The following is a 23283-nucleotide window of genomic DNA, read 5'->3' as shown; positions in this document are numbered from 1 at the left end:
CTCGGGTCAGTGGTGGCCCTTCAGCACGGTGCCCGGCTTGAGCTTGTAGACGGTGCCGCAGTAGGGGCACTTGGCTTCGCCGGTGTCTGCCACGTCGAGGAACACGCGCGGATGGTAGTTCCATGCCGGGGTGTTGGCGGTCGGGCAATGCAGCGGAATGTCTTCAGCGCCGATTTCGATGATGGTGGCGGTTTGCGTCATGGTGTTGCAGGGAGTGATGCTTATTGTTCGATGAAAACAGCGGGTGTGCCGCGCCCGGCAGTGCCGGGCCCGCGCAACAGGGGCTGGCAGCCGGTGCTCAGACCAGCGTCAGCCACTTCTTGTACTTTTCGTTGGTGCCGCCCACGGCGGCAAAGAACGCGTCCTGGATCTGCTTGGTCACCGGGCCGCGACGGCCTTCGCCGATGACGCGGTCGTCCAGTTCGCGGATCGGCGTCACTTCGGCGGCGGTGCCGGTGAAGAAGGCCTCGTCGGCGCAGTACATTTCGTCGCGGGTGATGCGCTTTTCACGCACCTCGATGCCCAGGTCGCGCGCGATGGTCAGGGTGGCGTCGCGGGTGATGCCGTCCAGGCACGAGGCCAGGTCCGGCGTGTAGATCACGCCGTTGCGCACGATAAACACGTTCTCGCCCGAGCCTTCGCTGACATAGCCCTCGGTGTCGAGCAGCAGCGCTTCGTCGTAGCCCAGGCCGGTGGCTTCCTGGTTGGCCAGGATCGAGTTGATGTAGTAGCCGCTCGCCTTGGCGCGCACCAGCGACACGTTGACGTGGTGGCGCGTGAACGACGAGGTCTTCACGCGGATGCCGCGCTCCATGCCTTCCTCGCCCAGGTAGGCGCCCCACGGCCAGGCCGCGATTGCCACGTGGATGGTGTTGCCCTTGGCCGAGACGCCCAGTTTCTCGTCGCCGACCCACACGATCGGGCGGATGTAGCAGGATTCCAGCTTGTTGGCGCGCACCACTTCGCGCTGCGCCGCTTCCAGGGTGGCCTCGTCGAAGGGCATGACCATCTGGAAGATCTTGGCCGAATTGAACAGGCGGCGGGTGTGCTCCTTCAGGCGGAAGATGGCGGTGCCTTCGGGGGTCTTGTAGGCGCGTACGCCCTCGAACACGCCCATGCCATAGTGCAGCGTATGCGTCAGCACGTGGATCTTGGCGTCGCGCCATTCGATCAGCTTGCCGTCCATCCAAATCTTGCCGTCGCGATCCGCCATCGACATGTCTGTTCTCCCTGCGCCGTGGAAATAGCAAAAACGACATTGTAAGCCCGGGGGACATGGGTCACAACGCGGCGCGGGCGCCGCTGCGGTCTAGAATCCTCTTTTTCGGGCATTCTTGCCCTGTTCCGCGCATCGTGCCGCCGCGCTGGCGGCCTTGATTCCCACACTCGCCGTGCCTTTGACCCCACATCCCGGACCCGATGTCCCGCCTGACAGGGCTTCCGACCCCGGCGGCGCGTCCGCGCCGCAGCCCGGCTGGCAGCAGGCGCTGGAGGCGCTGCGCGCGCTCGCCGGCAGCGAGCCTGCCGCCGGGGCCGAAGGCGGCAGGCGCCTGCTGTGGGCGCTGACGCTGGATGCCGACGGCGCGCCCGGCACGATCGAGCCGCTCGAGCAGGTGCGCGGCGCGCGCGGCTGGGGCAAGCCCAGGCCGGTGCCGCTGGCGCGCGTGGCCGAGGACGACCGGCTGGAGCCCTGGGACGCCCGCGTGGCCCGCGCCATCCGCCGCGACCAGTCGCACAACCGGCGCTACGTGCTCGACCGCGCCGCCGCGGCGATGGCGCTGGTGGGGCACCCCGGCGTGGTGCTGGCGCATGCGCCGTCGCAGACGCTGGAGGTGGTGGAGGACGCGCCCGCGCTGGAAGCGGTGCGCAGCGCCGGCCGCTACGTGCTGCGCATGTTCCCGCCGGTGCGCGAGGCGCCGGCGATGGAAGCCTTGCTGCCGGCCGCCGCGCGCCAGGAGGCCGAGGCGCTGCGCCAGCTCACGGTGGTGCGCGACGGCCCGCACCGGCTGCGGCTGATCCGCTTTACGCCGGCGCAGTTCGAGGCTGCCCGGCTGATCGGCGATGGCCTGGCGATCCCTGAGGACGGCCACGCCCAGCTCGACCAGACCTTGCGCGCGCTGGCCGGCCAGTTCCAGGTCCAGGCCGACCAGGCGGGCGGATCGCGCGCGGTGGAGGCTGACGCGCGCCTGCGCGCCGAGGTGGCACCGTTGGGCGGGCTGGCGGGGCGCGGCATTTCGCTGCGGCTGGTGGTGACGCCGCTGGGGCCGCTCGGGCCGCGGCTCGCGCCCGGCGCCGGGCGCGAGCGCCTGATGGCCGCGGTGCGCGGCGAGACCCTGGCCACGCAACGCGACCTGGATGCCGAGCTGGCCAGCGTGGCCGAGGTCTTCGCGGCATTGCCGCAGCTGGTGGCGCTGGCGCCGCCGGGCGGCGAATACACCTGGATGCTGGACGATCCGGAGGACGCGCTCGCGGTGGTCGAGGCGCTGCCCGGCCTGCCCGCGGTGCAGGCCGTGGAATGGCCGCGCGGCAAGGAACTGCGGGTGCTGCCGGCCGACCTGCCGCAGCTGGGCGTGCACATCGAGAGCCGCGGCGCATGGTACCGGCTGGCCGGCGAGCTGCGCGTGGCCGAGGGGCTGGTGCTGGAGCTGGGCAAGCTGATCGACTGGACCGGCAGCCACGCCGGGCGCTTCGTGCCGATGGGGCAGGGCGTCTACGTGGCGCTGACGCGCACGCTGCGCGGCCGGCTGCGCGACCTCGCCGGCGTCGGTGAGCATGTGCCCGACGGCATTCGCGTCCCGCAGATGGCGACGCCGTGGCTGGATGACGTGCTGGCCGGCGCCGGCGTCGATCCCGATGCGCATTTCCGCCAGCGCATCGCCCGGCTGCGCGCCGCGCGCGAGGCTGACATCGCGCTGCCTGCCACGCTGGCGGCTGAGCTGCGGCCCTACCAGGAGGCCGGCTACCGCTGGGCCATGACGCTGGCGGCCTCGGGCCTGGGCGCCTGCCTGGCCGACGACATGGGCCTGGGCAAGACCCTGCAGGCGCTGGCGGTGCTGGTGGCGCGCGCCGGCGGCGGCGCCGCGCTGGTGATCGCGCCGACTTCGGTGTGCGGCAACTGGGCAGCCGAGGCGCGGCGCTTTGCGCCCACGCTCAATGTCCATGTCTATGCCGAGGGCGATCGCGAGACGCTGCTGGCGCAGGCCGGGCCGCATGACCTGGTGATCGTCTCGTACACGCTGCTGCAGCAGGCCAGCAAGGCGTTCTGCGCGCGCGCATGGCATACCGTGGTCGCGGACGAGGCGCAGGCCTTCAAGAACGCGGTCACGCGGCGGGCGCAGGCCATGTTCGCGCTGCCGTCGGGCTTCCGCATGGCGCTGACCGGCACGCCGGTGGAGAACCGGCTGGCCGAGCTGTGGTCGGTGATGCGGTTCTGCAATCCGGGTTTGCTGGGCTCGCTGGCCCGCTTCAACGAACACTTTGCCAACCCGATCGAGCGCGGCGGCATGCGCGAGGCGCGCCAGCGGCTGCGCCGCATGATCGCGCCGTTCGTGCTGCGCCGGACCAAGGCGCAGGTGCTGGACGAACTGCCGCCGCGCACGGAGCTGGTGATCCGGGTCGAGCCCGAGCCGGTCGAAGCCGCGCACTACGAGGCCCTGCGCCGCCAGGCCCAGACCGAGGCCGAGGCCGCGCTGGCGCGCGTGGAAGCGGCACGCAAGGCCACCAAAGGCGCGCCTGCCGGGGCCCGAGCGCGCGCCCTGGCGCAGGCCCAGCACCAGGCCCAGGCGCGCATCCACGTGCTGGCGCAGCTGATGCGGCTGCGGCGCGCCGCGTGCGATCCGCGCCTGGTCACGCCGGAACTCAGCGGCCAGCTGTCCGAAGGCGCCAAGGTGCGCGCCTTTGTCGAGCTGGCCAGCGAGCTTGCCGCGAGCGGCCACAAGACCCTGGTGTTCAGCCAGTTTGTCGATTTCCTGCAGTTGCTGCGCCAGGGGCTGGAGCGCGCCGGGCTGGCGCTGCAGTACCTGGACGGCGCCACCCCCGCGGCCGAGCGCACCCGCCGCGTGGCCGCCTTCCAGGCGGGCGAGGGCGATGTCTTCCTGATCAGCCTGAAGGCCGGCGGCTTCGGCCTGAACCTGACCGCGGCCGACTACGTGATCATTGCCGACCCCTGGTGGAACCCCGCCGCCGAAGACCAGGCCATGGGCCGCGCGCACCGCATCGGCCAGCAGCGTCCGGTGACGGTGTACCGGCTGATCAATGCCGGCACCATCGAAGAGCGCATCGTCGACCTGCACCGCGACAAGCGCGCGCTGGCCGACGGGCTGCTGGAGGCGGACGAAGAAGCCGCTGCCGGCACCGGCGCGCCCTTGCCGGAGATCGACGAACTGGTAGGCCTGCTGCGGCGCTGAGCGGCCATATGCCCGCATGGCATACCTTCAAGCGAACTCGGTCGTTTGGTTTTGGCAGGATCCTTGCTATCTTGTGGGGCTGGCCCGAGGCTCAGATCCCGGCCGGCCCCATGTTCAGTCCTGACTCTCTCCGACGGTGCCCCCATGCCTATTTCGTCCCGCCTGCTTCCGCGCTTGTCCTTCCGTTCCGCTACCGGCCTGGCCGCGCTGTGCGCCGCCGCTGCCGTCAGCACGGTCAGCATGCCCGCCCGCGCGCAAGGGGAGTGGCCGACGCAGCCGGTGACGATCCTGATGGGCTTTACTGCCGGCTCCGGCGTCGACATCGTCGGCCGCACGCTGCAGGAGTCGCTGCAGAAGTCGCTGAAGACCACCATCATCTACGACTACCGGCCGGGCGCCGGCGGCAACGTGGCCTCCGAGGTGGTCGCGCATGCCAAGCCGGATGGCTACACGCTGCTGCTGGGCACTGCCGCCACGCACGGCATCAACCCGGCGCTGTACAAGAACCTGCCGTTCGACGCCGAGGCCGATTTCACCCCGATCGCGCCGCTGGTCGAGGTCTCCAACGTGCTGACCGTCAACCCGGCGGTGCTGGACGTGAAGTCGGTCAAGGAGTTTATCGAGAAGGTCAAGGCCAACCCGGGCAAGTACAACTTCGCCTCCACCGGCAACGGCACCGGCACGCACCTGGCCTTTGCCGAGTTCAACGCGCGCGCCGGCCTGGACATGGTCCACGTGCCCTACAAGGGCGGCCCCGACGCGCTGCAGGCGGTGGTGAAGGGCGAGGTCTGCTGCATCTTCAACCAGGTGCAGAGCGTGCTGCCGCAGTACCGCGCCGGCAAGGTGCGCCTGCTGGGCGTGACCACCAAGCAGCGCGTGCAAGTGATTCCCGACGTGCCGACCATTGCCGAGAGCGGCCTGCCCGGCTTCAACAGCACCATCTGGTTCGGCTTCTTCGGGCCCAAGGGGCTGGATCCGAAGATCGCGCGCAAGGTCAACGATGCGGTGAAGGTGGCGCTGGAAACGCCGGCGATCCGCCAGAAGCTGATCGATGCCGGCAACACGCCGCGGGTCGAGACCGTGGATCAGTTCAAGGCTACGGTGAAGGGGGATCGGCAGAAGTGGGCGGGGGTGGTCAAAACCGTGGGCGCGTCGATCGACTGACGCGCGCTGGCCTCGGTCAGATCCGTACCCCCAGCCGCGTGAGCAGGTGCGCCAGTTGCGCCTGCGTGCCCGTCCCGGTCTTGGTGAAGATTGCCTTGAGTTGGGTGCGTCCGGTCTCGCGCCGGATGCCGATCAGCTCGCACGCCTCGGGCAGGCCGATGCCCGATGACAGCTGCAAGGCCAGCCGGGTCTCGGCCGGCGTGAGGCCGTAGAGGTCGCGCAAAACGGCTGGCAGCGTCATCGGCGCGGTGCCGGGCTCGTGGATCGCCACCAGCACGCTGGGGCGCTGCCAGTCCATCGCCAGATGGTGCGCCGGCGGCAGCGGCAGCAGGACGACCTGGGCCTGGCGGCCGGCGCTGTCAGCCGCGCGCAGCGCCTGCGCCGGCTGCGGGTTGGCGGGGTTGCATGCCGCCCGCAGCGCCTCGGCAAACGGGCGCGACAGCTGCCAGTCGGCTTCCTCGCGCACGGCTATGGCGGGCGGCGCCACGGCGCGGGTTTCGACCGACACCGCCGGCAGCAGCCGGCGCACCCAGGTCTCGCCAATGCTGTTGGCCATCAGCGGCTTGCCGTCGTCGCGGAACACGATCACGCCGAACGGCAGCCGCTCCATCAGTTGCGCCGACGCATGCGCCAGTGCCGACACCTGGTGGGTGCGGTCGCGCAGCGCCATCGCATGGCGCACGTGCGGGATGGCCCAGTCGAGCGCGCGCGCGTCTTCGGGCGAATAGTGGTCGTGGCCCTGCGGGCGCTGCAGCGACAGGAACACGTCGTAGTGCGGCTGGCGCTCGATCAGGCAGGCCATCACCGATGACTGTTCGAATTGCCGCAGGAACTCGCCGTAGAAGGGCGACTTGCGCATCGCCTGCGCGCCCAGCTCGCGTGAATCGATATACCAGTTGCCCACCGACATGCGCCTGGCGAACGGCAGGGCCGGGTCGATGGCTACGTACTGTTCGCTGTAGGCGGCCACCGCCTCCGGCATGGGGTTGACCTCCTGGTTCACCAGCACGCGCTCGTTGACGGTGTCGAGCACCAGCAGATGGGCATGCGTGCTGCCGCTGGCCTGGCACAGCGCGCCCAGGCTGCGCTGCCAGGCATCGGCATCGAAGATCCCCTCGTACAGCGCGCGAATGGTGTCGTGCATCTGTGTGTCGCTCATGGCTTCCCTTCTTTTTACTTCTTTTATTTTTAGCACTTTCTTCGCGGGGCAACGGGCGGGCCGCGGGCGCGGCGCCGGCCCGCTGCCGGGCGCGTGGTGTTCAGGCCTGGTCCAGCGCCGCGCCCAGGCGCGAGAGCAGATGCGTCAGCTGGGCCTGGCTGTTGCAGCCGGTCTTGTGGAATATGGCCTTGAGCTGGGTGCGCGCGGTTTCGTGGCGGATGTTCAGCTGCTGGCTGGCTTCGGGCAGGCCCTGTCCGGTGGCCAGCTGGGTGGTCAGCCGGGTCTCCGCCGGGGTCAGTCCGTACAGGTCGCGCAGCACCGGCGCCAGCAACAGCGGCGCGCTGTCCTGCTCATGCACGATCACCAGCGCCGCCGGTTCCTGCCATTGCGCGGCAAACGCGTGCGAGGGCGGCAGCGGCAGCACGATCACCTGCGCGCAGGCGCCGTTGCCGTCGGTGGCGCGGGCGGCCTGCGCGGCGACCGCGCGCTGCGGGTCGCAGGCGGCCTGGACCATGTCGGCGAACGGGCGCGACAGGGTCCAGTCCGACACCTTGCCGGCCGGGTCCAGGCGCCGCGCCCAGCGCTCGCCGGCGCGGTTGCTCAGCAGCACCTGGCGCTGCGGCGAGAACACCAGCAGGGCAAAATTGAGCCGCTCCACCAGCTGCGTCGACAGCCGCGCCAGCACCGTCAGCCCCAGCGTGCGGTCGCGCATGGCCATGGCGCTGCGCATATGCGGGATGATCCAGTCCATGCCGCGGGTGTCGTCGGGCGAGAACAGCGGCTGCGTGCGCGCGCGCTGCATCGAGAAATAGACTTCGTAGTGGGGCTGGCGCTCGACCAGGCAGGCCACGTAGGAGCGCAGGTCGTAGCGGTGGAAGAAGTCGCGGTAGAACGGATGGCGGGCCATGGTGCCTTCACCCAGTTCGCGCGCGTCGATATACCAGTCGCCCGGCCGCAGGCGCGGCGCGAACTGCTTGGCCGGATCGATGGCCTGGTAGTCCGATTCGTACTCGGAAAACAGTTCCACCACCGGATTGACGATCTCATTGACGGTGACCTGGTCGCGGACAGTGTCCCAGACCATCATCGAGGCGTGTGCCGTGCCCGCCAGATCCGTCAGGGTGCGCAGGCTCTGCTGCCAGGCACCGGGATCGAGAATGCCCTCGTACAAGCCACGGATTGCTCCGTGCATGTCGGCTTCTTTCATCTGACTCACCCCCTGCATTCGCGACAAGGAAATGCGCGGCGCCGGCGGTGCGTCTGATCGCACACCGGCTGCTTTCTTTTTGGCTGCTTGTTATTTTGGCCGCCTGTTGTCATGGCCGTTTCAAGACCGGCTCTGGCGCTTTTGCGTGTCTGTTGTAGCAGACGTTGCATACATTACCGCACTCGGGGGTCAAGAGGGGCACGGAGCTGCCCCTTCTTTCGTGGGGAGGGGCGCCACCTGGCTTGTGCGGGATTGCGCATAATGTGCTGTAAGAGGCATATCACATGTGCGTAACGGTCCGGAATCGGCAAAGCGTTGACCACGATCAGGTAAAATGCCCGTTTCCCCGAATTCCAGCGAAATCTCGCGCCATCCATCGCCATGACCTCTGTCCTGCGTCTTTCCGACCTGATTTCCCAAGGCAAAATCTCCGGCAAGCGGGTGTTTATCCGCGCCGACCTGAACGTGCCGCAGGATGACGCCGGCAACATCACCGAGGACACCCGCATCCGCGCCTCGGTGCCGGCGATCGAGGCCTGCCTGGCTGGCGGCGCTGCGGTGATGGTCACCTCCCACCTGGGCCGCCCGACCGAGGGCGAGTTCAAGCCCGAGGACTCGCTGGCGCCGATCGCCACGCGCCTGTCCGAGTTGCTGGGCAAGCCGGTCAAGCTGGTGCAGAACTGGGTCGACGGCGTCGAGGTGGCGCCGGGCCAGGTGGTGCTGCTGGAAAACTGCCGCGTGAACAAGGGCGAAAAGAAGAACAGCGACGAACTGGCCCAGAAGATGGCCAAGCTGTGTGACGTCTACGTGAACGATGCCTTCGGCACCGCCCACCGTGCCGAAGCCACCACGCATGGCATCGCCAAGTACGCGCCGATCGCCTGCGCCGGCCCGCTGCTGGCCGCAGAGATCGACGCGCTGGGCAAGGCGCTGGGCCAGCCGGCGCGCCCGCTGGTGGCGATCGTGGCCGGCTCCAAGGTCTCGACCAAGCTGACCATCCTGAAGTCGCTGGCCGACAAGGTCGACAACCTGATCGTCGGCGGCGGCATTGCCAATACCTTCATGCTGGCCGCCGGCCTGAAGATCGGCAAGTCGCTGGCCGAAGCCGACCTGGTCGGCGACGCCAAGACCATCATCGACATCATGGCCAAGCGTGGCGCCTCGGTGCCGATCCCGGTCGACGTGGTGTGCGCCAAGGAATTCAGCGCCACCGCCGCGGCCACCGTCAAGGACGTCAAGGACGTGGCCGACGACGACATGATCCTGGACATCGGCCCCAAGACCGCCGCGATGCTGGCCGAGCAGCTCAAGGCCGCCGGCACCATCGTCTGGAACGGCCCGGTAGGCGTGTTCGAGTTCGACCAGTTCGGCAACGGCACCAAGGTGCTGGCCCAGGCCATCGCCGAATCGAAGGCGTTCTCGATCGCCGGCGGCGGCGACACGCTGGCGGCCATTGCCAAGTACGGCATCGCCGATCGCGTGGGCTATATCTCCACCGGCGGCGGGGCGTTCCTGGAATTCCTGGAAGGCAAGAAGCTGCCCGCATTCGAAGTGCTGGAGCAGCGCGCCGCAGGCTGACGCATCCGCCGGGCCCGGCGGTGTTGCCGGGGCCCTGAACCAGGAATTCCGCGCATGACTCGTTCCACCAAGATCGTCGCCACCATCGGCCCCGCCTCCAGCTCGCTGGAAATCCTGACCCGCATGATCGCGGCGGGGGTCGACGTGGTGCGGCTGAATTTTTCGCACGGCACCGCCCAGGACCATCTCGACCGCGCCCGCCTGGTGCGCGAAGCCGCGCAGGCATGCGGGCGCGAGGTCGCCATCATGGCCGACCTGCAGGGCCCCAAGATCCGCGTCGGCAAGTTCGAGCACGGCAAGATCACGCTCAAGGCGGGCGACCCGTTCATCCTGGATTCGAGCTGCCAGCTAGGCAACGAGCAGCGCGCCGGCCTGGACTACCAGGACCTGCCGCGCGACGTCGGCCCGGGCGACCTGCTGCTGCTCAACGACGGCCTGATCGTGCTGGTGGTGGACCGTGTGTTCGGCAGCGAGATCTTCACCACCGTGCGCGTGGGCGGCGAGCTGTCCAACAACAAGGGCATCAACCGCCAGGGCGGCGGGCTGTCGGCGCCGGCGCTGACCGCCAAGGACATGGACGACATCAAGACCGCCATGGCCCTGGGCGCCGACTACGTCGCGGTCAGCTTCCCCAAGAACGCCACCGACATGGAAATGGCGCGCCAGCTGACCGCGGTGGCCGGCCAGCCGCACGGCCACAAGGCCCGCATGATCGCCAAGATCGAGCGCGCCGAGGCGATCCGCCCGGGCGTGCTGGAAGAGATCCTGCAGGCGTCCGACGGCATCATGGTGGCGCGCGGCGACCTGGCCGTGGAAGTCGGCAATGCCGCCGTGCCGGCGCTGCAGAAGCGCATGATCAAGCTGGCGCGCGAGGCCAACAAGCTGACCATCACCGCCACCCAGATGATGGAGAGCATGATCGTCAACCCGGTGCCCACGCGCGCCGAGGTCTCGGACGTGGCCAACGCCGTGCTGGACGGCACCGACGCGGTGATGCTGTCGGCCGAAACCGCCGCCGGCCGCTACCCCGTGGAGACGGTCGAGGCCATGGCCGCGGTCTGCATCGAAGCCGAGAAGTCCGAGGTGGTGCAGCTCGACACCGATTTCCTGAACCAGACCTTTTCGCGCATCGACCAGTCGGTGGCGATGGGTGCGCTGTTCACGGCCTATCATTTGCAGGTGAAGGCGATTGCCGCGCTGACCGATTCCGGCGCCACCGCATTGTGGATGAGCCGTCACCGCATCCATGTGCCGATCTATGCGATGACGCCCAACCTGGCCTCGCAGCGCAAGATGCAGCTGTACCGCAACGTGGTGCCGCTGCCGCTGCAGTCCAGCGCCGACCGCGACACCGCGCTGGAGCAGGCAGAAGAACTGCTGCTGGCGCAGGGCGTGGTGCAGCGCGGCGATTTCATCGTGCTGACCATCGGCGAGCCGATGGGCCAGCCGGGCGGCACCAACACCCTGAAGATCGTCAGGGTGGGCAGCTGAAAGTGAGATGAAGCAATGCGTGCCATGCCGGACGGAGCGCCAGCGCGGAATGCGCAAGGCTGACGGAGCCGGCAGGCACGGGCAGCGCCACGTAAGTCGATGCACTGCGTAAGCGCCGATTAGAAGAATACGCGGAAGACACCCCATTTTTTATTAGGAGTTAGACATGCCACTCGTATCGATGCGCCAGCTGCTGGACCACGCGGCCGAGAACAGCTACGGCCTGCCGGCCTTCAACGTCAACAACCTCGAGCAAGTGCAGGCCATCATGCAGGCTGCCGACGAGGTCAACGCCCCGGTGATCATGCAAGCCTCGGCCGGCGCGCGCAAATACGCCGGTGAGCATTTCCTGCGCCACCTGATCGAAGCCGCGGTAGAGGCTTATCCCCATATTCCGGTGGTGATGCACCAGGACCACGGCCAGTCGCCGGCGATCTGCCAGGGCGCGATCGACCTGGGCTTCTCGTCGGTGATGATGGACGGCTCGCTGCGCGAAGACGGCAAGACCCCGGCCGAGTATGAGTACAACATCGACGTCACCCGCAAGGTGGTGCAGCTGGCCCACGCCGTCGGCGTGACCGTGGAAGGCGAACTGGGCTGCCTGGGCTCGCTGGAAACCGGTGAAGCCGGCGAAGAAGACGGCATCGGCGCCGTCGGCGTGCTGGACCACTCCATGCTGCTGACCGATCCGGAGCAGGCCGCCGACTTCGTCAAGGCCACCCAGCTGGATGCCCTGGCCATCGCCATCGGCACCTCGCACGGCGCTTACAAGTTCACGCGCAAGCCCACCGGCGACATCCTGGCGATCAGCCGCATCAAGGAAATCCACGCCCGCATCCCCAACACCCACCTGGTGATGCACGGCTCGTCGTCGGTTCCGCAAGAGCTGCTGGAAGAGATCCGCAAGTTCGGCGGCGACATGAAGGAAACCTACGGCGTGCCGGTCGAGGAAATCCAGGAAGCGATCAAGTACGGCGTGCGCAAGATCAACATCGACACCGACATCCGCCTGGCCATGACCGGCGCGATCCGCCGCTTCTTCGCCGAGAACCCGAGCAAGTTCGACCCGCGCGAATACCTGAAGCCGGCTCGCGAAGCCGCCAAGCAGGTGTGCAAGGCGCGCTACATCGCCTTCGGCTGCGAAGGCCAGGCCGGCAAGATCAAGCCGATCGGCCTGACCGACATCGCGCAGCAGTACAAGGCGGGCAAGCTGTCGCAGGTCGTGCAGTAAATGTCCCTAGTCCGCCTTCCGCGCAAGGGGAAGGCGGATTGCAGTTCCGGCCGCCGCGGCACGCATCCAGCGCCCGGCGGCTTCGCCGTTTTATCGGAACCATCATGTCCAACGCTCTCTACCAGTCCTCCATCAACTCGCTGCCGCTGCTGGGCCACGGCAAAGTGCGCGACAACTATGCCGTCGGCAATGACAAGCTGCTGATCGTCACCACCGACCGCCTGTCGGCGTTCGACGTCATCATGGGCGAGCCGATTCCCGACAAGGGCCGCGTGCTGAACCAGATGGCGAACTTCTGGTTCCGCAAGCTCGCGCACATCGTGCCGAACCACGAGACCGGCATCGCGCCCGAGACCGTGGTCGCGCCGGAAGAAGTGGAGCAGGTCAAGGGCCGCGCCGTGGTGGTCAAGCGCCTGCGGCCGATCCTGGTCGAAGCCGTGGTGCGCGGCTATCTCGCCGGCAGCGGCTGGAAGGACTACCAGGCCACCGGCAAGGTGTGCGGGATCGAGCTGCCCGCCGGCCTGCAGAACGCGCAGAAGCTGCCCGAGCCGATCTTCACGCCGGCCGCCAAGGCCGAGATGGGCGAGCACGACGAGAACATCTCGTTTGCCGAAGTCGAGGCCCGTATCGGCATCGCGCTGGCGCGCCAGATGCGCGAGATCTCGATCCGCCTGTACAAGGAAGCGGCCGAGTTTGCGGCCACGCGCGGCATCATCATCGCCGATACCAAGTTCGAGTTCGGCCTGGACGACAATGGCGTGCTGACGCTGATGGACGAGGTCCTGACCGCCGATTCGTCGCGCTTCTGGCCGGCCGATTCCTACCAGGTGGGCACCAACCCGCCGTCGTTCGACAAGCAGTTCGTGCGCGACTGGCTGGAAGCCGTGCGCATCGACGGCAAGCCCTGGCCCAAGACCGCGCCGGCACCGCAACTGCCGGACGAGGTGATCGAAAAGACCGCCGCCAAGTACCGTGAAGCGCTGACGCGCCTGACGGGCGAAGAACTGCAGTAACCAAAATGTGTTCCCCTCTCCCCTCATGGGGAGAGGGCAGGGTGAGGGGTGGTTCAGCAAGGCGCCACGCGTCAAGAGGCGCCGGCCCTCACCCCCGCCCCTCTCCCGCAAGCGGGAGAGGGGCGCAAACAAGGAAGGATCAAACGTGAGCAAGCAAGACAAGCCGCTGGTCGGCGTGGTGATGGGCAGCAGTTCCGACTGGGACGTGATGCAGCACGCAGTGGCCATGCTGAAGGATTTCGGCGTGCCGTTCGAAGCCCAGGTGGTGTCGGCGCACCGCATGGCGGACGACATGTTCCGCTATGCCGAGAGCGCGCGCAGCCGCGGCATCCGCGCCATCATCGCCGGGGCCGGCGGGGCCGCGCACCTGCCCGGCATGATCGCCGCCAAGACCATCGTGCCGGTGTTCGGCGTGCCGGTGCCGTCCAAGTACCTGCGTGGCGAGGATTCGCTGCTGTCGATCGTGCAGATGCCCAAGGGCGTGCCGGTGGCCACCTTTGCCATCGGCGAGGCCGGTGCCGCCAATGCCGCGCTGCACGCGATCGCCACGCTGGCCACCACCGACGAGGCGCTGGCCGGCGCGCTGGAAGCGTTCCGCGCGAAGCAGACCGAAGCCGCGCGCGCGATGACGCTGCCGCTGTAATCATCCGGACATCCCACGGAACCTAGCAATGCCTACCGATATCCATCCCTACCTCTCCGAAGCCCACACGCCGGAATCGCGCGCCGAGTTCGGCGTCGACCGTCCCGACGCGCCCATCCTGCCCGGTGCGTGGCTCGGCATGCTGGGTGGCGGCCAGCTCGGCCGCATGTTCACGCATGCGGCGCAGGCGATGGGCTATCGCGTATGCGTGCTCGATCCGGACCAGGACAGCCCGGCCGGCTCGGTGGCGGACAAGCATATCTGTGCGCAATACACCGACGAGGCCGCGCTGGCCGAAATGGGCAAGCTGTGCCAGGCGGTAAGCACCGAGTTCGAGAACGTGCCGTCGCTGTCGCTGGACCGGCTCGAGCAGCTGGGCGCCTTTGTCGCGCCGCGCGGCTACTGCGTGTCGATCGCGCAGAACCGCATCGGCGAGAAGAAGTTCTTTGCCGCGTGCGCCGAGCGCACCGGCGTGTCGCCGGCCCCGCACTGGGTGATCCAGCACGATGCCGATGTCGACCAGTTGCCCGACCACGTGCTGCCCGGCATCCTCAAGACCGCGCGCATGGGCTACGACGGCAAGGGCCAGGCGCGCGTGAAGACGCGCGACGACGTGCGCGCCGCCTGGAATGCCATGCAGCACGTGCCGTGCGTGCTGGAGCAGATGCTGCCGCTGGCCTATGAGGTCTCGGTGCTGGCCGCGCGTGCCGCGGACGGCTCCACCGCCACCTGGCCGCTGGCCGAGAACGTGCACCGCGACGGCATCCTGTTCTCGACGGTGATGCCGTCGACCAGCGTGTCGCCTGACATTGCCGACCGCGCGCGTGCTGCAGCGGCTGCCATCGCTACGGAGATGGGCTACGTCGGCGTGCTGTGCATCGAGTTCTTCGTGCTGACCGACGGCTCGCTGGTCGCCAACGAGATGGCGCCGCGCCCGCACAACTCCGGCCATATCACCATGGATGCGTGCGAGACCAGCCAGTTCGAACAGCAGGTGCGCGCCATGGCGCGGCTGCCGCTGGGCAGCACGCGCCAGCACTCGGCCGGCAAGATGCTGAACCTGCTGGGCGACGTGTGGTTCGAGTTCGGCCTGGAGCGCACGCCGTCCTGGGACGAGGTGGTGGCGCAGCCCGGCGCCAAGCTGCACCTGTACGGCAAGGGCGATGCGCGCCCGTCGCGCAAGATGGGCCACGTCAACTGCGTGGGCGAGCATGCCGAAGCGGCCGACGCCGCCTTTGCCGCCGCCGCGCAGGCGCTGCATATCCCGCTCTGAAGCCATAGCTCCAAGGAACACGATGTCGCCGCGCATGCCCACGGCCGCTGAACTGGACGAAGCCGTCCGCCTGCTCGAGGCCGGGCAACTGGTCGCCTTTCCCACCGAAACCGTCTACGGGCTCGGTGCGGACGCCGAGAATCCCGAGGCGGTCGCCCGCATCTTCGCGCTCAAGGGCCGGCCGTCGAACCATCCGGTGATCGTCCACGTGGTGGACGGCGCCGATATCGGCTACTGGACCGACGAGGTCCCCGAGGCCGCGCAGCAGCTGATCGACGCCTTCTGGCCCGGCCCGCTGACGTTGATCCTGAAGCGCGCCGCGCATATCCATCCGGCCGTCGCCGGCGGCCAGGACAGCATTGGCGTGCGTTGCCCCTCGCACCCCGTGGCGCAGGCGCTGCTGGCCCGCTTCAAGCGCGGCCGCGGCGGCATTGCCGCGCCGTCGGCCAACAAGTTCGGCCAGGTCAGCCCGACCACCGCGCAGCATGTGCGCGACGAGTTCGGCGATGCGGTCTATGTGCTGGAAGGCGATGGCGTGGAGGTCGGTATCGAATCGACCATCGTCGACCTGTCGCGGCTGGACCAGGGCATCGGCCCGGTGCTGCTGCGGCCGGGGGCGATCACCGCGGCGATGATGGCGCAGGTATTGGGCGCGGCCCCGCTGCCGCCCGATGCGGCCGCGCCGCGGGCTTCAGGCACGCTCAAGGCCCACTACGCGCCGCACACACCGCTGCTGCTGGCCGATGCGCAAGCAGCATCGGCGCAGCTAGCCTCGCTGCCGGACGATGCCCGCGTGGCGTGGGTCGGCCGGGCGCCGCTGGTGGACCAGCGTTGTACCTGGGTGCAGGCGCCTGCGGACGCGGCGGCCTATGCGCGCGAGCTTTACCGCTTGCTGCGCAAGCTCGACAAGCAGGGCTATACGCAGCTGATGTTCGAGGTGTTGCCTGAAGGGCAGGATTGGGCCGGGGTGCGGGATCGGCTGGAGAGGGCGGCGGCGGCGTTTGGAGGATGAGGCGGGCGGTGGCTCGCCGCTGGCCTTACTTCGTCGACGCGCCGGCCCTCACCCCAGCAACCTCAACGCCGTATACACCGCCATCCCCACCATGATCATCCCCACCATCTTCCGCGTCAGCAGGTAGAACAACGTGGCCGCAATCCCGGCCATCAGCTTGTCGTTGGAGAACGCCACCGTGAAATGCCCCTGCCAGGTCATCAGGTCCGGCAGGATGATCGCCGCCAGTGCCGCGGCCGGCGCATAGCGCAGCGCCCGCGCGATGCGGTCGGGCACGGTGACATGCTCGCCGGCCATCAGGAACAGCGCGCGCGTGACGATGGTGACGACCGCCATGCCAAGGATGGCAATCCAGATTTCAAGATGGCTCATGCGCGGTCTCCCGGCGGCGTTTCCGGCGCGGCGGCGTTGGTGACCTCGGGGGCCTTGGGCTTGCGCCGGCGGATGCCGCGCAGCGCCGCGCGCGCGGCCAGGTCGTCGCTGGCCATGCCGGCGGCAATCGCGCCCACCACTGCCACCACCAGGCTGAGGCGGTACGGCAAGTCGAAGCAAAGCAGCGCCAGCACCGCCGACACCACCACGGCCAGCAACGTGGAGCGCGAGTTGATGGTGGCGATCATCACCGGGATCAGCGCCATGGTGCCCGCCAGCCCCAGGCCCCAGCTGTCGGGGAACAGGCTGGCCAGCACGATGCCGATGATCGACGACAGCTGCCACATGCAGAAGTTGGTCAGCGCCATGCCCCAGAAGTAGCCTTCCTTGCCAGGCTCGTAGCCGGGCGTGCTGTACTTCTGCAGGAAGTAGACGAAGTGCAGGTCGCCGTTGAACGAGCCCAGGATGGTGCGCCGCCATAGCGGCATGTAGCTGAAGTGCGGCTGCATGCCGGCGCTGAAGATCACGAAGCGCAGGTTGACCACGGCCGCGGTCAGCCAGATGGTCCACAGCGGCAGGCCCGCAGCGAACAGCGGCAGCACCGCCAGCTGCGCCGAGCCGGCATAGACCAGCAGCGACATGCCGATGGCTTCGGGCACGGTCATTACGGATTTGCTCATCGCCACGCCGGTCACCAGGCCCCAGGAGAAGACCGCGGGCAGGGACGGGGCAAAGTAGCGCGCGCCGTCGATAAAGCCGGCGCGTTCGGCCGGTGCGAAGCGATGCCAGAGGCGCAACCACACCGGGGGTTGTCGGGAAGTCATGTCAGAGGGCGAGGGGGCAATGCAGGCCCGGGGCCGAGGGCCGGCCCGGAAGGCTGCCGCCGCAGGACGCGGCCGGCACCCTGGCATTATAGGGGCGGATCGGACGCTGGTAAGTGTCCGCTTAACAAAATGCGGCCGCGGCGTTGGCGCCAGGCCACGGCGCCGCGCCGCAGCCTGCCCGGCGCGGACTCAGGGTGCGCCGCGGTACACCCATTGCAGCAGGGCGTCGTGCGCTTCCTGCGCCTGCGCGGCGTTGGGGTGGTTGATCATGCTGACCACCACGTAGCGGCCACCCTCGGCAGCATCCACAAAGCCGGCCAGCGCGCGCACGTCGGCCAGCGTGCCGGTCTTCAGGTAGCCGTTGCCGGCCGCGTTGGCGCGCGTCAGGCGGTTGCGCAGCGTGCCGTCGACGCCCAGCACCGGCAGTGAATCGATCAGCACCGGCCCCACGCTGCTGGCCGCGGCCTGCTGCAGCAGGCGCGCCATGTCATAGGCGCTGATGCGTTCCTCGCGCGACAGCCCCGAGCCGTTGTCCAGCACCAGGCCGGGCATGTCCAGCCCCTGGCGTGCCAGCCAGCGCTGCACCACGCGGATCGAGCGCCCGGTGCTGGCCGGGCCGCCGCGGTCCATTTCGGCGCCGATGGTCAGGAACAGCTGCCGCGCCATCACGTTGTTCGAGAACTTGTTGATGTCGCGCACGATATCCGCGAGCGGCAGGCCGTAGTGGCGCGCCAGCAGCACCGCGCCGCGCGGCACCTTGCCGCTGCGCAGCCCGGGCATGTGGGCAAAGCGTCCGCCGGCGCGCTGCCATTCGGCGACGAAGCCGCCCCAGGTGAACTCCGCATGCGACAGCGTGGCGATATTGAGCACGTGCTCGCCGCAGTCGCTGGCATAGTCGCCCGAGAACGACGCCAGCACGGTGCCGTCCGCCTGCGGCAGCACGCTCGGGCTGGCGCTCGACTGCCAGTCGCCGCAGCGGCCGTTGGTCAGCGTGAGCCGGTTGTCCAGCTTGAGCTGCGCCAGCTCGGGCGTGACGCTGACTGCCACGGTCTGGCTGGCCGGGTCCGGCGTCAGCGTGAACGACAGTGTCTTGAACGCATAGAGCAGCGCATCCGGGCCGACGTTGTAGGCGCGCTGCACCTCGCCGTCGATGGTGCCGTTGCCGTCCAGGCCATCGGCAAAGTAGCTGCGGTCCAGCACCAGGTCGCCGTTGATGCCGGTGGCGCCCCCGGCGCGCGCCTTCGCCACCAGCTTGGCCATTTCCTCGGGCACCAGCTTGGGATCGCCGTGGCCGCGCAGGTAGACGTTGCCGTTGACGGTGCCGTCGAAGCCGGGCTGGGCGTCGGCGTAGAGCGAGGTCTGCCAGCGGTAGTCGGGGCCCAGCAGCTGCAGCCCGGCAAAGGTGGTGACCAGCTTCATGGTCGAGGCCGGGTTCATCGGCTGCTGCGCATTCCAGCTGGCGCGGGCGGTGCCGGCGCCCAGCCTGACCACGTAGAAGCTGGCGGCGGACGCCGGTACGCCGGCTCGGCGCAACGCCGCGGCCACCGGGGCCGGCACGCCGGCACTCACCAGTGCGGGATCGGCAGCGGCTTTTGCGGCGGTGGCGGCCTTGGCCGCTTTTGCCGCCTTGACCGTCTTGGCGGGCGCTTTGGCTTGCGCCGGGGTGAGCGCGGGACCGCCGGCCAGCAGCACGGCGGCAAGGATGGGCGAGAGCAGTGGCGACAGGCGGCGCAGCAGGGCGCCGGGTCGCGATGCAGTAGGCGCGGCGATTGTTCTTGGCATGGCGGCCATGTTAACGCATGGCCGCTGGCAGGCGGGTGACAGTCTTGCCGGCTGCCCTCAGCCGGCGCGCGGCGGCGCCAGCCGTGCCAGCAGCGACTTCAGCGTGGCCTGCTCGGCCTCGCTCAGCGCCGAGCCGACGTGCGCGTCGTGCGCCACCACCGCCTGCGTGGCGGCTTCCAGCGTGCGGCGGCCGGCTGCCGTCAGCACCAGGCTGTAGGCGCGGCGATCGCCGGCTGCCGGGCGGCGCGCCACCAGGTTCATCTCTTCCAGCGCGTCGACCAGCAGCACCGCCCCCGAGCGCGCGATGCCGAGGATCTGCGCCAGCTCGGTCAGCTTCAGGTGCGGGTTGCGCGAGATGATGATCAGCGCCGAAAAGCGCGGCGGCGTGATCTGCCATTGCGCCAGCGACAGCACAAAGTCTTCATAGATGCGGATCTGCGCGCGGCGGATGGCGTAGCCGATCAGGTTGTCGAGCACGCCATAGTCGATATTCGGCACATGCGGGTCGAAACCGGCATCGGCACCGGCGCTTGCGGCCGGATCCGGCGCGAGCGGGTCGCGCGCCTTGCGCCGCGCGGACGTGGCGGTGGTGCTGCGCGGGCGCGGGGGTGCGGCGGGCGGTGTGCCGGATGCTTCGGGATTCATCAGACTTGCTCCGAGAAACCCCGGCTTTCAGTGCGGGGAGTGAAAGGAGTGCTGCCGGCAGCAAGCAATCCCAATTTAGAATGACCGGCATGCTTCTCGTCTACGCGTACAAGGCGATTGCGCATGGCGCGTGGTACGAGGAAGTCGACGGACGTTTCACCACCCAGGTCTGCTCTTCTTGCGACGCGATGTCGCCGGAGAGGCCGAAAGGTATCGCAGACCTTGGAATAAGGCAATGGGTATGCAGTGAATGCGGTGCTGTACATGATCGCGATGTGAACGCTGCGCTAAATATCCTTGCCCGATCGGGACATCGATCGCCTGCAGAGGGAATCCCCTCTCTTTCGAGAGGGGGGATGTCAATGCAGCAGTTTCCAGTTGCCGTTGTCGATGGTCAGCATAACCCGCCCGCGCTGGTCGAAGCCATAGTGGTCTTGCCCACTGTAATTCAGCACGCCGTGCGAGACCACGATGTCGCGCTCGGTCTCCAGTGCCTGCCGCAGCGCCTGGCGGAATGCCGGCGTCCCCGGCTTGGCGTGCCTGAGCGCCACCGGCACGATGCGCTCAAGCACCAGCCCGGCGTCGTAGGCATGGGCGCCGAACTGCGTGCGGCTGTCGGCCCCGTATTGCTTCTCATAGCGGGTGACGTAGTCCAGCCCCGGCTTGCGCACCGGGTCGCCCGCGGGCAACTGCTCCGGCACGATCACCGGCCCGGCCGGCAGGATCGCGCCATTGACCATGCGCCCGCCGATGCGGATCAGGTCCTTGGTGGCCGCGCCATGGGTGTGGTAGATGGTGCCGCCGTAGCCGCGCTCGCGCAGCGTGGTGTGCGGCAGCGCGGCGCCGGTGCCGGCGCCGGCGATCAGGATGGCATCGGGTTTGGCGGCGATCAGCTTGATGGCCTGCGCGGTCACGCTGGTATCGGCGCGGCCGTAGCGCTCGGTGGCGATCAGGCGGATGCCGTTGGCGCTGGCGGCGGCGGTAAAGTCCTTCAGCCAGGTCTCGCCGTAGGCATCGGCAAAGCCGATAAAGCCGATGGTCTTGACGCCGTTGGTCTTGGCGGTGGCGGCGACGGCATTGGCCATCAGCCGCACCGGCTGCGCCAGCCGGAAGGTCCAGGCACCGCGCCCGGGCTTGAGTTCGATCGGCGAGAACGCCAGCTGCACGGTCTGGGCCTCATCGGCCACCTCGGCAATGGCGATCGACGGCGCCACCGCGGACGAGCCCAGGATGATGTCGACCTTGTCCTCGGAGACAAAGCGGCGCGCCACCTTGGCGCCCTGGGTGGGGTCCGAGGCATCGTCCAGCACGATGTAGCGTACCGCCTCGCCGCCGATCTTCTGCGGCAGGTAGGCCAGCGAGTTCTTCTGCGGGATGCCCAGCGACGCCGACGGGCCGGTGGTGGACAGGCTGACGCCGACGGTGATGTCGGCCAGCGCACTGCCGGCGCTGAAGGCGAGGGCCGCGGCCAGTGCGAGGCGGGCCAGCTTGGTGGTGGTCAGGGGCGCCATGGTGTCTCCTCTCTCGATGGTCTTGTTCTGCATTGTCAAACCTGCCGGATCCTACCGCGTGCCCTGCATCGACTGCCGGTCGAATCCCGCCAGTTGCTTGTACCGCAGCGAGATCGCCTCCAGTTCCGCGCGCGGGATCACCTGGTCGACGTCGGCAAAGCCCTGCGGCGCGCGTTCCTCGGCCAGCTGCATCACCTGCTCGGGCCCGTTCATGCGGTTGCGCAGCACGATGCCGGCGGTGCGCGGCAGGCGCTCGGCCTCGTATTCGCGCAGCGCGTAGCCGGTGTCGGGCGTGCCGAGCAGGCTGTCGAGCAGGTAGCGCGCGTCCAGGATGGCCTGGGCGCTGCCGTTCGAGCCGATCGGGTACATCGGGTGCGCGGCGTCGCCCAGCAGCGTGACGCGGTCGAAGGTCCAGCGCGGCAGCGGGTCCTTGTCGACCATCGGGAATTCGTAGATCGCCTCGGCACCGTCGATCAGCGCGGGGATGTCGATCCAGTCCCACCGCCAGTCGGCAAACGCGGCGCAGAACACGGATTTGTCGACCTGCTTGTTCCAGTCGCTGCGCGGCGGGGTGTCGGGCACGCTGTCGGGCACGCGCAGCTCGGCGATCCAGTTGACCAGCGAGCGGCCCTGGCGGCGCAGCGGTTCCGAGATCGGATAGGCCACGAACTTCTGGTCCTGGTGCCCGGCCATGAACATCGAGCGGCCGTCCAGGTAGGGCGGCGCCTCGGTGACCGCGCGCCACAGCAGGCGGCGCGAAAAACGCGGCAGGTCGCCGGTGGGGTAGAAATGGCGGCGCACCGCCGAGTGGATGCCGTCGGCGCCGACCAGCACATCGGCGCTGGCCTCGACCTCGGCATTGTCGCTGCGGCGGCGCAGGCCAAAGCGCGCCTGTCCGCCCGCGCCGGTGTCCAGCACGGTCTTGAAGCTATGGCCGGTATGCACGGCGCCGGCGCCGAGGCGCTCCACCACGGTACGGTGCAGCAGCATCTGGAATTCGCCGCGATGGATCGAGAACTGCGGCCAGTCATAACCGGCCGCCAGCCCGCGCGGCTCATGCCAGATGCGCTGGCCGCGCTTGTTGTAGTAGGACAGCGACGAGGTCTCGATGGCGACATCCGCGAGCGCGTCGCGCAGTCCCAGCTCGGACAGGATGCGCACGGCGTGCGGCAGCAGGTTGATGCCCACGCCCAGCGGGCGCAGCGTTTCGCTGGCCTCCCAGACCTCGGCCTCGAGGCCGTGGCGGTGGCATAGCAGCGCCAGCGTCAGTCCGCCGATGCCGCCACCGGCGATTGCGATCTTCATGGTGTCTCCCCCGCGTGCAGGATGCGCCGGTACGCAAGCGCGGGCGCGCTGCCTCCGGTCGAATTGGATTTGTTATGGAGTATAACAATTCGACCGGATGCGGCAAGACGGGGAAGACCCCGGAGTGACGCCTCCGGGGTCAGGAAAAACCGCGCTTAGCTAAGTGCGGCGCCTTCCGGCTTGGGCTGTGCTTTCAGCGACGGCACCGGGAAGACAGTGTCGTAGAGCCAGTTGTACACCAGCGCGTAGACCATGTAAAAGACGGCCACGGCGATGTCCATGATGAGCGCGTCGACCAGGCTGATGTCCAGGTACCAGGCCACCAACGGCAGAAACACCACCAGCAGGCCCAGTTCGAACAGCACGGCGTGCAGCACGCGCACCGGCACCGACTTGCGCAGCTGGCCGGTGAAACGCAGCATGCCCTTGTCGAACAGCACGTTGTACAGGTAGTTCCAGCCGGTGGCGATCAGCGAGGCGACGATGCCGATTAGGCCCATCTCGTGCAGTTCATAGCCGAAGGCCCAGCTGGCCAGCGGCGCGAAAATCAGCAGGCCGACCACCTCGAAGCCGATGGCGTGGCGAATCCGGTCCCAGGTCTTGCGCATCGTTGTTCCTCCTTGCGTGTCAAACGCGATGGGAGCTAGTCTATCTGCTGGGCAGGGAT

General features: G+C 68.6%; 20 protein-coding genes and 1 pseudogene. 10 read left to right on the top strand and 11 right to left on the bottom strand.

Going from position 1 to position 23283, the window contains the following annotated elements; genetic code table 11:
- Positions 1 to 6: 6 nt before the first annotated feature.
- On the bottom strand, positions 7 to 201 hold the full coding sequence (locus tag AC3WON_RS08740) for a zinc-finger domain-containing protein (RefSeq protein ID WP_010812205.1): 195 nt from the start codon (positions 199 to 201) through the stop codon (positions 7 to 9).
- Positions 202 to 298: 97 nt separating this feature from the next.
- Positions 299 to 1219 carry a branched-chain amino acid transaminase gene (locus tag AC3WON_RS08735; protein WP_010812204.1) on the bottom strand — a complete coding sequence of 307 codons (921 nt, stop codon included), beginning with the start codon at positions 1217 to 1219 and terminating at the stop codon, positions 299 to 301.
- 172 nt (positions 1220 to 1391) lie between these two features.
- On the opposite strand from AC3WON_RS08735, the gene AC3WON_RS08730 reads away from it, so the two are divergent.
- Positions 1392 to 4406, top strand: a complete 3015-nt coding sequence (locus tag AC3WON_RS08730) for an SNF2-related protein (RefSeq protein ID WP_492351622.1) — start codon at positions 1392 to 1394, stop codon at positions 4404 to 4406.
- 144 nt (positions 4407 to 4550) lie between these two features.
- Positions 4551 to 5570 (top strand): Bug family tripartite tricarboxylate transporter substrate binding protein, encoded by a 1020-nt coding sequence (locus AC3WON_RS08725; protein ID WP_492317636.1) that lies wholly within the window; start codon positions 4551 to 4553, stop codon positions 5568 to 5570.
- Between the two features lie 16 nt (positions 5571 to 5586).
- Here AC3WON_RS08725 and AC3WON_RS08720 read toward each other — a convergent pair whose 3' ends face one another.
- Complete coding sequence (locus AC3WON_RS08720; RefSeq protein WP_492351621.1) at positions 5587 to 6729, bottom strand: helix-turn-helix transcriptional regulator; 1143 nt, start codon at positions 6727 to 6729, stop codon at positions 5587 to 5589.
- A gap of 100 nt (positions 6730 to 6829) precedes the next feature.
- Positions 6830 to 7936 carry a helix-turn-helix transcriptional regulator gene (locus tag AC3WON_RS08715; protein ID WP_492317634.1) on the bottom strand — a complete coding sequence of 369 codons (1107 nt, stop codon included), beginning with the start codon at positions 7934 to 7936 and terminating at the stop codon, positions 6830 to 6832.
- A gap of 381 nt (positions 7937 to 8317) precedes the next feature.
- On the opposite strand from AC3WON_RS08715, the gene AC3WON_RS08710 reads away from it, so the two are divergent.
- The 7 genes from AC3WON_RS08710 to AC3WON_RS08680 all read left to right on the top strand — a co-directional run bounded on the left by AC3WON_RS08710 (position 8318) and on the right by AC3WON_RS08680 (position 16177).
- On the top strand, positions 8318 to 9514 hold the full coding sequence (locus AC3WON_RS08710) for a phosphoglycerate kinase (RefSeq protein ID WP_492317633.1): 1197 nt from the start codon (positions 8318 to 8320) through the stop codon (positions 9512 to 9514).
- Positions 9515 to 9568: 54 nt separating this feature from the next.
- On the top strand, positions 9569 to 11005 hold the full coding sequence (gene pyk, locus AC3WON_RS08705; RefSeq protein WP_492317632.1) for a pyruvate kinase: 1437 nt from the start codon (positions 9569 to 9571) through the stop codon (positions 11003 to 11005).
- A 166-nt stretch (positions 11006 to 11171) separates the two neighbouring features.
- Positions 11172 to 12236 (top strand): class II fructose-bisphosphate aldolase, encoded by a 1065-nt coding sequence (gene fba / locus AC3WON_RS08700; protein WP_010812197.1) that lies wholly within the window; start codon positions 11172 to 11174, stop codon positions 12234 to 12236.
- A gap of 104 nt (positions 12237 to 12340) precedes the next feature.
- The gene (locus AC3WON_RS08695; protein WP_492317630.1) at positions 12341 to 13249 is read left to right on the top strand and encodes a phosphoribosylaminoimidazolesuccinocarboxamide synthase; all 909 of its coding nucleotides are present in this window, start codon (positions 12341 to 12343) and stop codon (positions 13247 to 13249) included.
- 145 nt (positions 13250 to 13394) lie between these two features.
- Positions 13395 to 13892 (top strand): 5-(carboxyamino)imidazole ribonucleotide mutase, encoded by a 498-nt coding sequence (purE, locus tag AC3WON_RS08690; protein ID WP_010812195.1) that lies wholly within the window; start codon positions 13395 to 13397, stop codon positions 13890 to 13892.
- 28 nt (positions 13893 to 13920) lie between these two features.
- A complete protein-coding gene (locus AC3WON_RS08685) occupies positions 13921 to 15165 on the top strand; it encodes a 5-(carboxyamino)imidazole ribonucleotide synthase (RefSeq protein WP_492317629.1) in 1245 nt (414 codons plus the stop codon).
- Between the two features lie 22 nt (positions 15166 to 15187).
- Complete coding sequence (locus tag AC3WON_RS08680) at positions 15188 to 16177, top strand: L-threonylcarbamoyladenylate synthase (protein WP_010812193.1); 990 nt, start codon at positions 15188 to 15190, stop codon at positions 16175 to 16177.
- 48 nt (positions 16178 to 16225) lie between these two features.
- On the opposite strand, the gene AC3WON_RS08675 is transcribed toward AC3WON_RS08680, so the two are convergent.
- The 4 genes from AC3WON_RS08675 to AC3WON_RS08660 form a co-directional block, all read right to left on the bottom strand.
- Complete coding sequence (locus AC3WON_RS08675) at positions 16226 to 16549, bottom strand: AzlD domain-containing protein (RefSeq protein ID WP_492317628.1); 324 nt, start codon at positions 16547 to 16549, stop codon at positions 16226 to 16228.
- Positions 16546 to 17373, bottom strand: a complete 828-nt coding sequence (locus AC3WON_RS08670; protein ID WP_041687155.1) for an AzlC family ABC transporter permease — start codon at positions 17371 to 17373, stop codon at positions 16546 to 16548. The genes AC3WON_RS08675 and AC3WON_RS08670 overlap by 4 nt, the downstream gene beginning before the upstream one ends.
- Positions 17374 to 17562: 189 nt before the next feature.
- Complete coding sequence (dacB, locus tag AC3WON_RS08665; protein ID WP_492351620.1) at positions 17563 to 19164, bottom strand: D-alanyl-D-alanine carboxypeptidase/D-alanyl-D-alanine endopeptidase; 1602 nt, start codon at positions 19162 to 19164, stop codon at positions 17563 to 17565.
- A gap of 48 nt (positions 19165 to 19212) precedes the next feature.
- Positions 19213 to 19800, bottom strand: a complete 588-nt coding sequence (locus AC3WON_RS08660) for a MarR family winged helix-turn-helix transcriptional regulator (protein WP_492351619.1) — start codon at positions 19798 to 19800, stop codon at positions 19213 to 19215.
- Here AC3WON_RS08660 and AC3WON_RS08655 point away from each other — a divergent pair.
- A pseudogene (locus AC3WON_RS08655) lies at positions 19785 to 20084 on the top strand (zinc ribbon domain-containing protein); the annotation flags it as partial. The gene AC3WON_RS08660 and the pseudogene AC3WON_RS08655 overlap by 16 nt on opposite strands.
- A 75-nt stretch (positions 20085 to 20159) precedes the next feature.
- Here the strand turns inward: AC3WON_RS08655 and AC3WON_RS08650 are convergent.
- The 3 genes from AC3WON_RS08650 to AC3WON_RS08640 form a co-directional block, all read right to left on the bottom strand.
- Positions 20160 to 21311, bottom strand: a complete 1152-nt coding sequence (locus tag AC3WON_RS08650; RefSeq protein WP_492351618.1) for an ABC transporter substrate-binding protein — start codon at positions 21309 to 21311, stop codon at positions 20160 to 20162.
- 51 nt (positions 21312 to 21362) lie between these two features.
- Positions 21363 to 22616 (bottom strand): flavin-dependent oxidoreductase, encoded by a 1254-nt coding sequence (locus AC3WON_RS08645; RefSeq protein ID WP_492351617.1) that lies wholly within the window; start codon positions 22614 to 22616, stop codon positions 21363 to 21365.
- A gap of 155 nt (positions 22617 to 22771) precedes the next feature.
- Positions 22772 to 23224, bottom strand: coding sequence for a PACE efflux transporter (locus tag AC3WON_RS08640; protein ID WP_035817661.1), 453 nt, complete (start codon positions 23222 to 23224; stop codon positions 22772 to 22774).
- Positions 23225 to 23283: the final 59 nt, after the last annotated feature.

It is taken from the genome of Cupriavidus sp. FW305-46 (genome assembly GCF_058787075.1).
The sequence above is the reverse complement of the archived record's forward strand: the minus strand, read 5'-3'. Positions and strand labels throughout refer to the sequence as shown.

What these genes read in the sequence shown, in the direction of transcription:
- AC3WON_RS08670 (WP_041687155.1), bottom strand. Translation starts at nt 17,373, where the DNA reads ATGACTTCCCGACAACCCCCGGTGTGGTTGCGCCTCTGGCATCGCTTC.
- AC3WON_RS08710 (WP_492317633.1), top strand. Translation starts at nt 8,318, where the DNA reads ATGACCTCTGTCCTGCGTCTTTCCGACCTGATTTCCCAAGGCAAAATC.
- AC3WON_RS08660 (WP_492351619.1), bottom strand. Translation starts at nt 19,800, where the DNA reads ATGAATCCCGAAGCATCCGGCACACCGCCCGCCGCACCCCCGCGCCCG.
- AC3WON_RS08695 (WP_492317630.1), top strand. Translation starts at nt 12,341, where the DNA reads ATGTCCAACGCTCTCTACCAGTCCTCCATCAACTCGCTGCCGCTGCTG.
- AC3WON_RS08650 (WP_492351618.1), bottom strand. Translation starts at nt 21,311, where the DNA reads ATGGCGCCCCTGACCACCACCAAGCTGGCCCGCCTCGCACTGGCCGCG.
- AC3WON_RS08735 (WP_010812204.1), bottom strand. Translation starts at nt 1,219, where the DNA reads ATGTCGATGGCGGATCGCGACGGCAAGATTTGGATGGACGGCAAGCTG.
- AC3WON_RS08680 (WP_010812193.1), top strand. Translation starts at nt 15,188, where the DNA reads ATGTCGCCGCGCATGCCCACGGCCGCTGAACTGGACGAAGCCGTCCGC.
- AC3WON_RS08675 (WP_492317628.1), bottom strand. Translation starts at nt 16,549, where the DNA reads ATGAGCCATCTTGAAATCTGGATTGCCATCCTTGGCATGGCGGTCGTC.
- dacB (WP_492351620.1), bottom strand. Translation starts at nt 19,164, where the DNA reads ATGGCCGCCATGCCAAGAACAATCGCCGCGCCTACTGCATCGCGACCC.
- AC3WON_RS08720 (WP_492351621.1), bottom strand. Translation starts at nt 6,729, where the DNA reads ATGAGCGACACACAGATGCACGACACCATTCGCGCGCTGTACGAGGGG.
- AC3WON_RS08685 (WP_492317629.1), top strand. Translation starts at nt 13,921, where the DNA reads ATGCCTACCGATATCCATCCCTACCTCTCCGAAGCCCACACGCCGGAA.
- AC3WON_RS08725 (WP_492317636.1), top strand. Translation starts at nt 4,551, where the DNA reads ATGCCTATTTCGTCCCGCCTGCTTCCGCGCTTGTCCTTCCGTTCCGCT.
- AC3WON_RS08645 (WP_492351617.1), bottom strand. Translation starts at nt 22,616, where the DNA reads ATGAAGATCGCAATCGCCGGTGGCGGCATCGGCGGACTGACGCTGGCG.
- fba (WP_010812197.1), top strand. Translation starts at nt 11,172, where the DNA reads ATGCCACTCGTATCGATGCGCCAGCTGCTGGACCACGCGGCCGAGAAC.
- AC3WON_RS08715 (WP_492317634.1), bottom strand. Translation starts at nt 7,936, where the DNA reads ATGAAAGAAGCCGACATGCACGGAGCAATCCGTGGCTTGTACGAGGGC.
- pyk (WP_492317632.1), top strand. Translation starts at nt 9,569, where the DNA reads ATGACTCGTTCCACCAAGATCGTCGCCACCATCGGCCCCGCCTCCAGC.
- AC3WON_RS08740 (WP_010812205.1), bottom strand. Translation starts at nt 201, where the DNA reads ATGACGCAAACCGCCACCATCATCGAAATCGGCGCTGAAGACATTCCG.
- AC3WON_RS08640 (WP_035817661.1), bottom strand. Translation starts at nt 23,224, where the DNA reads ATGCGCAAGACCTGGGACCGGATTCGCCACGCCATCGGCTTCGAGGTG.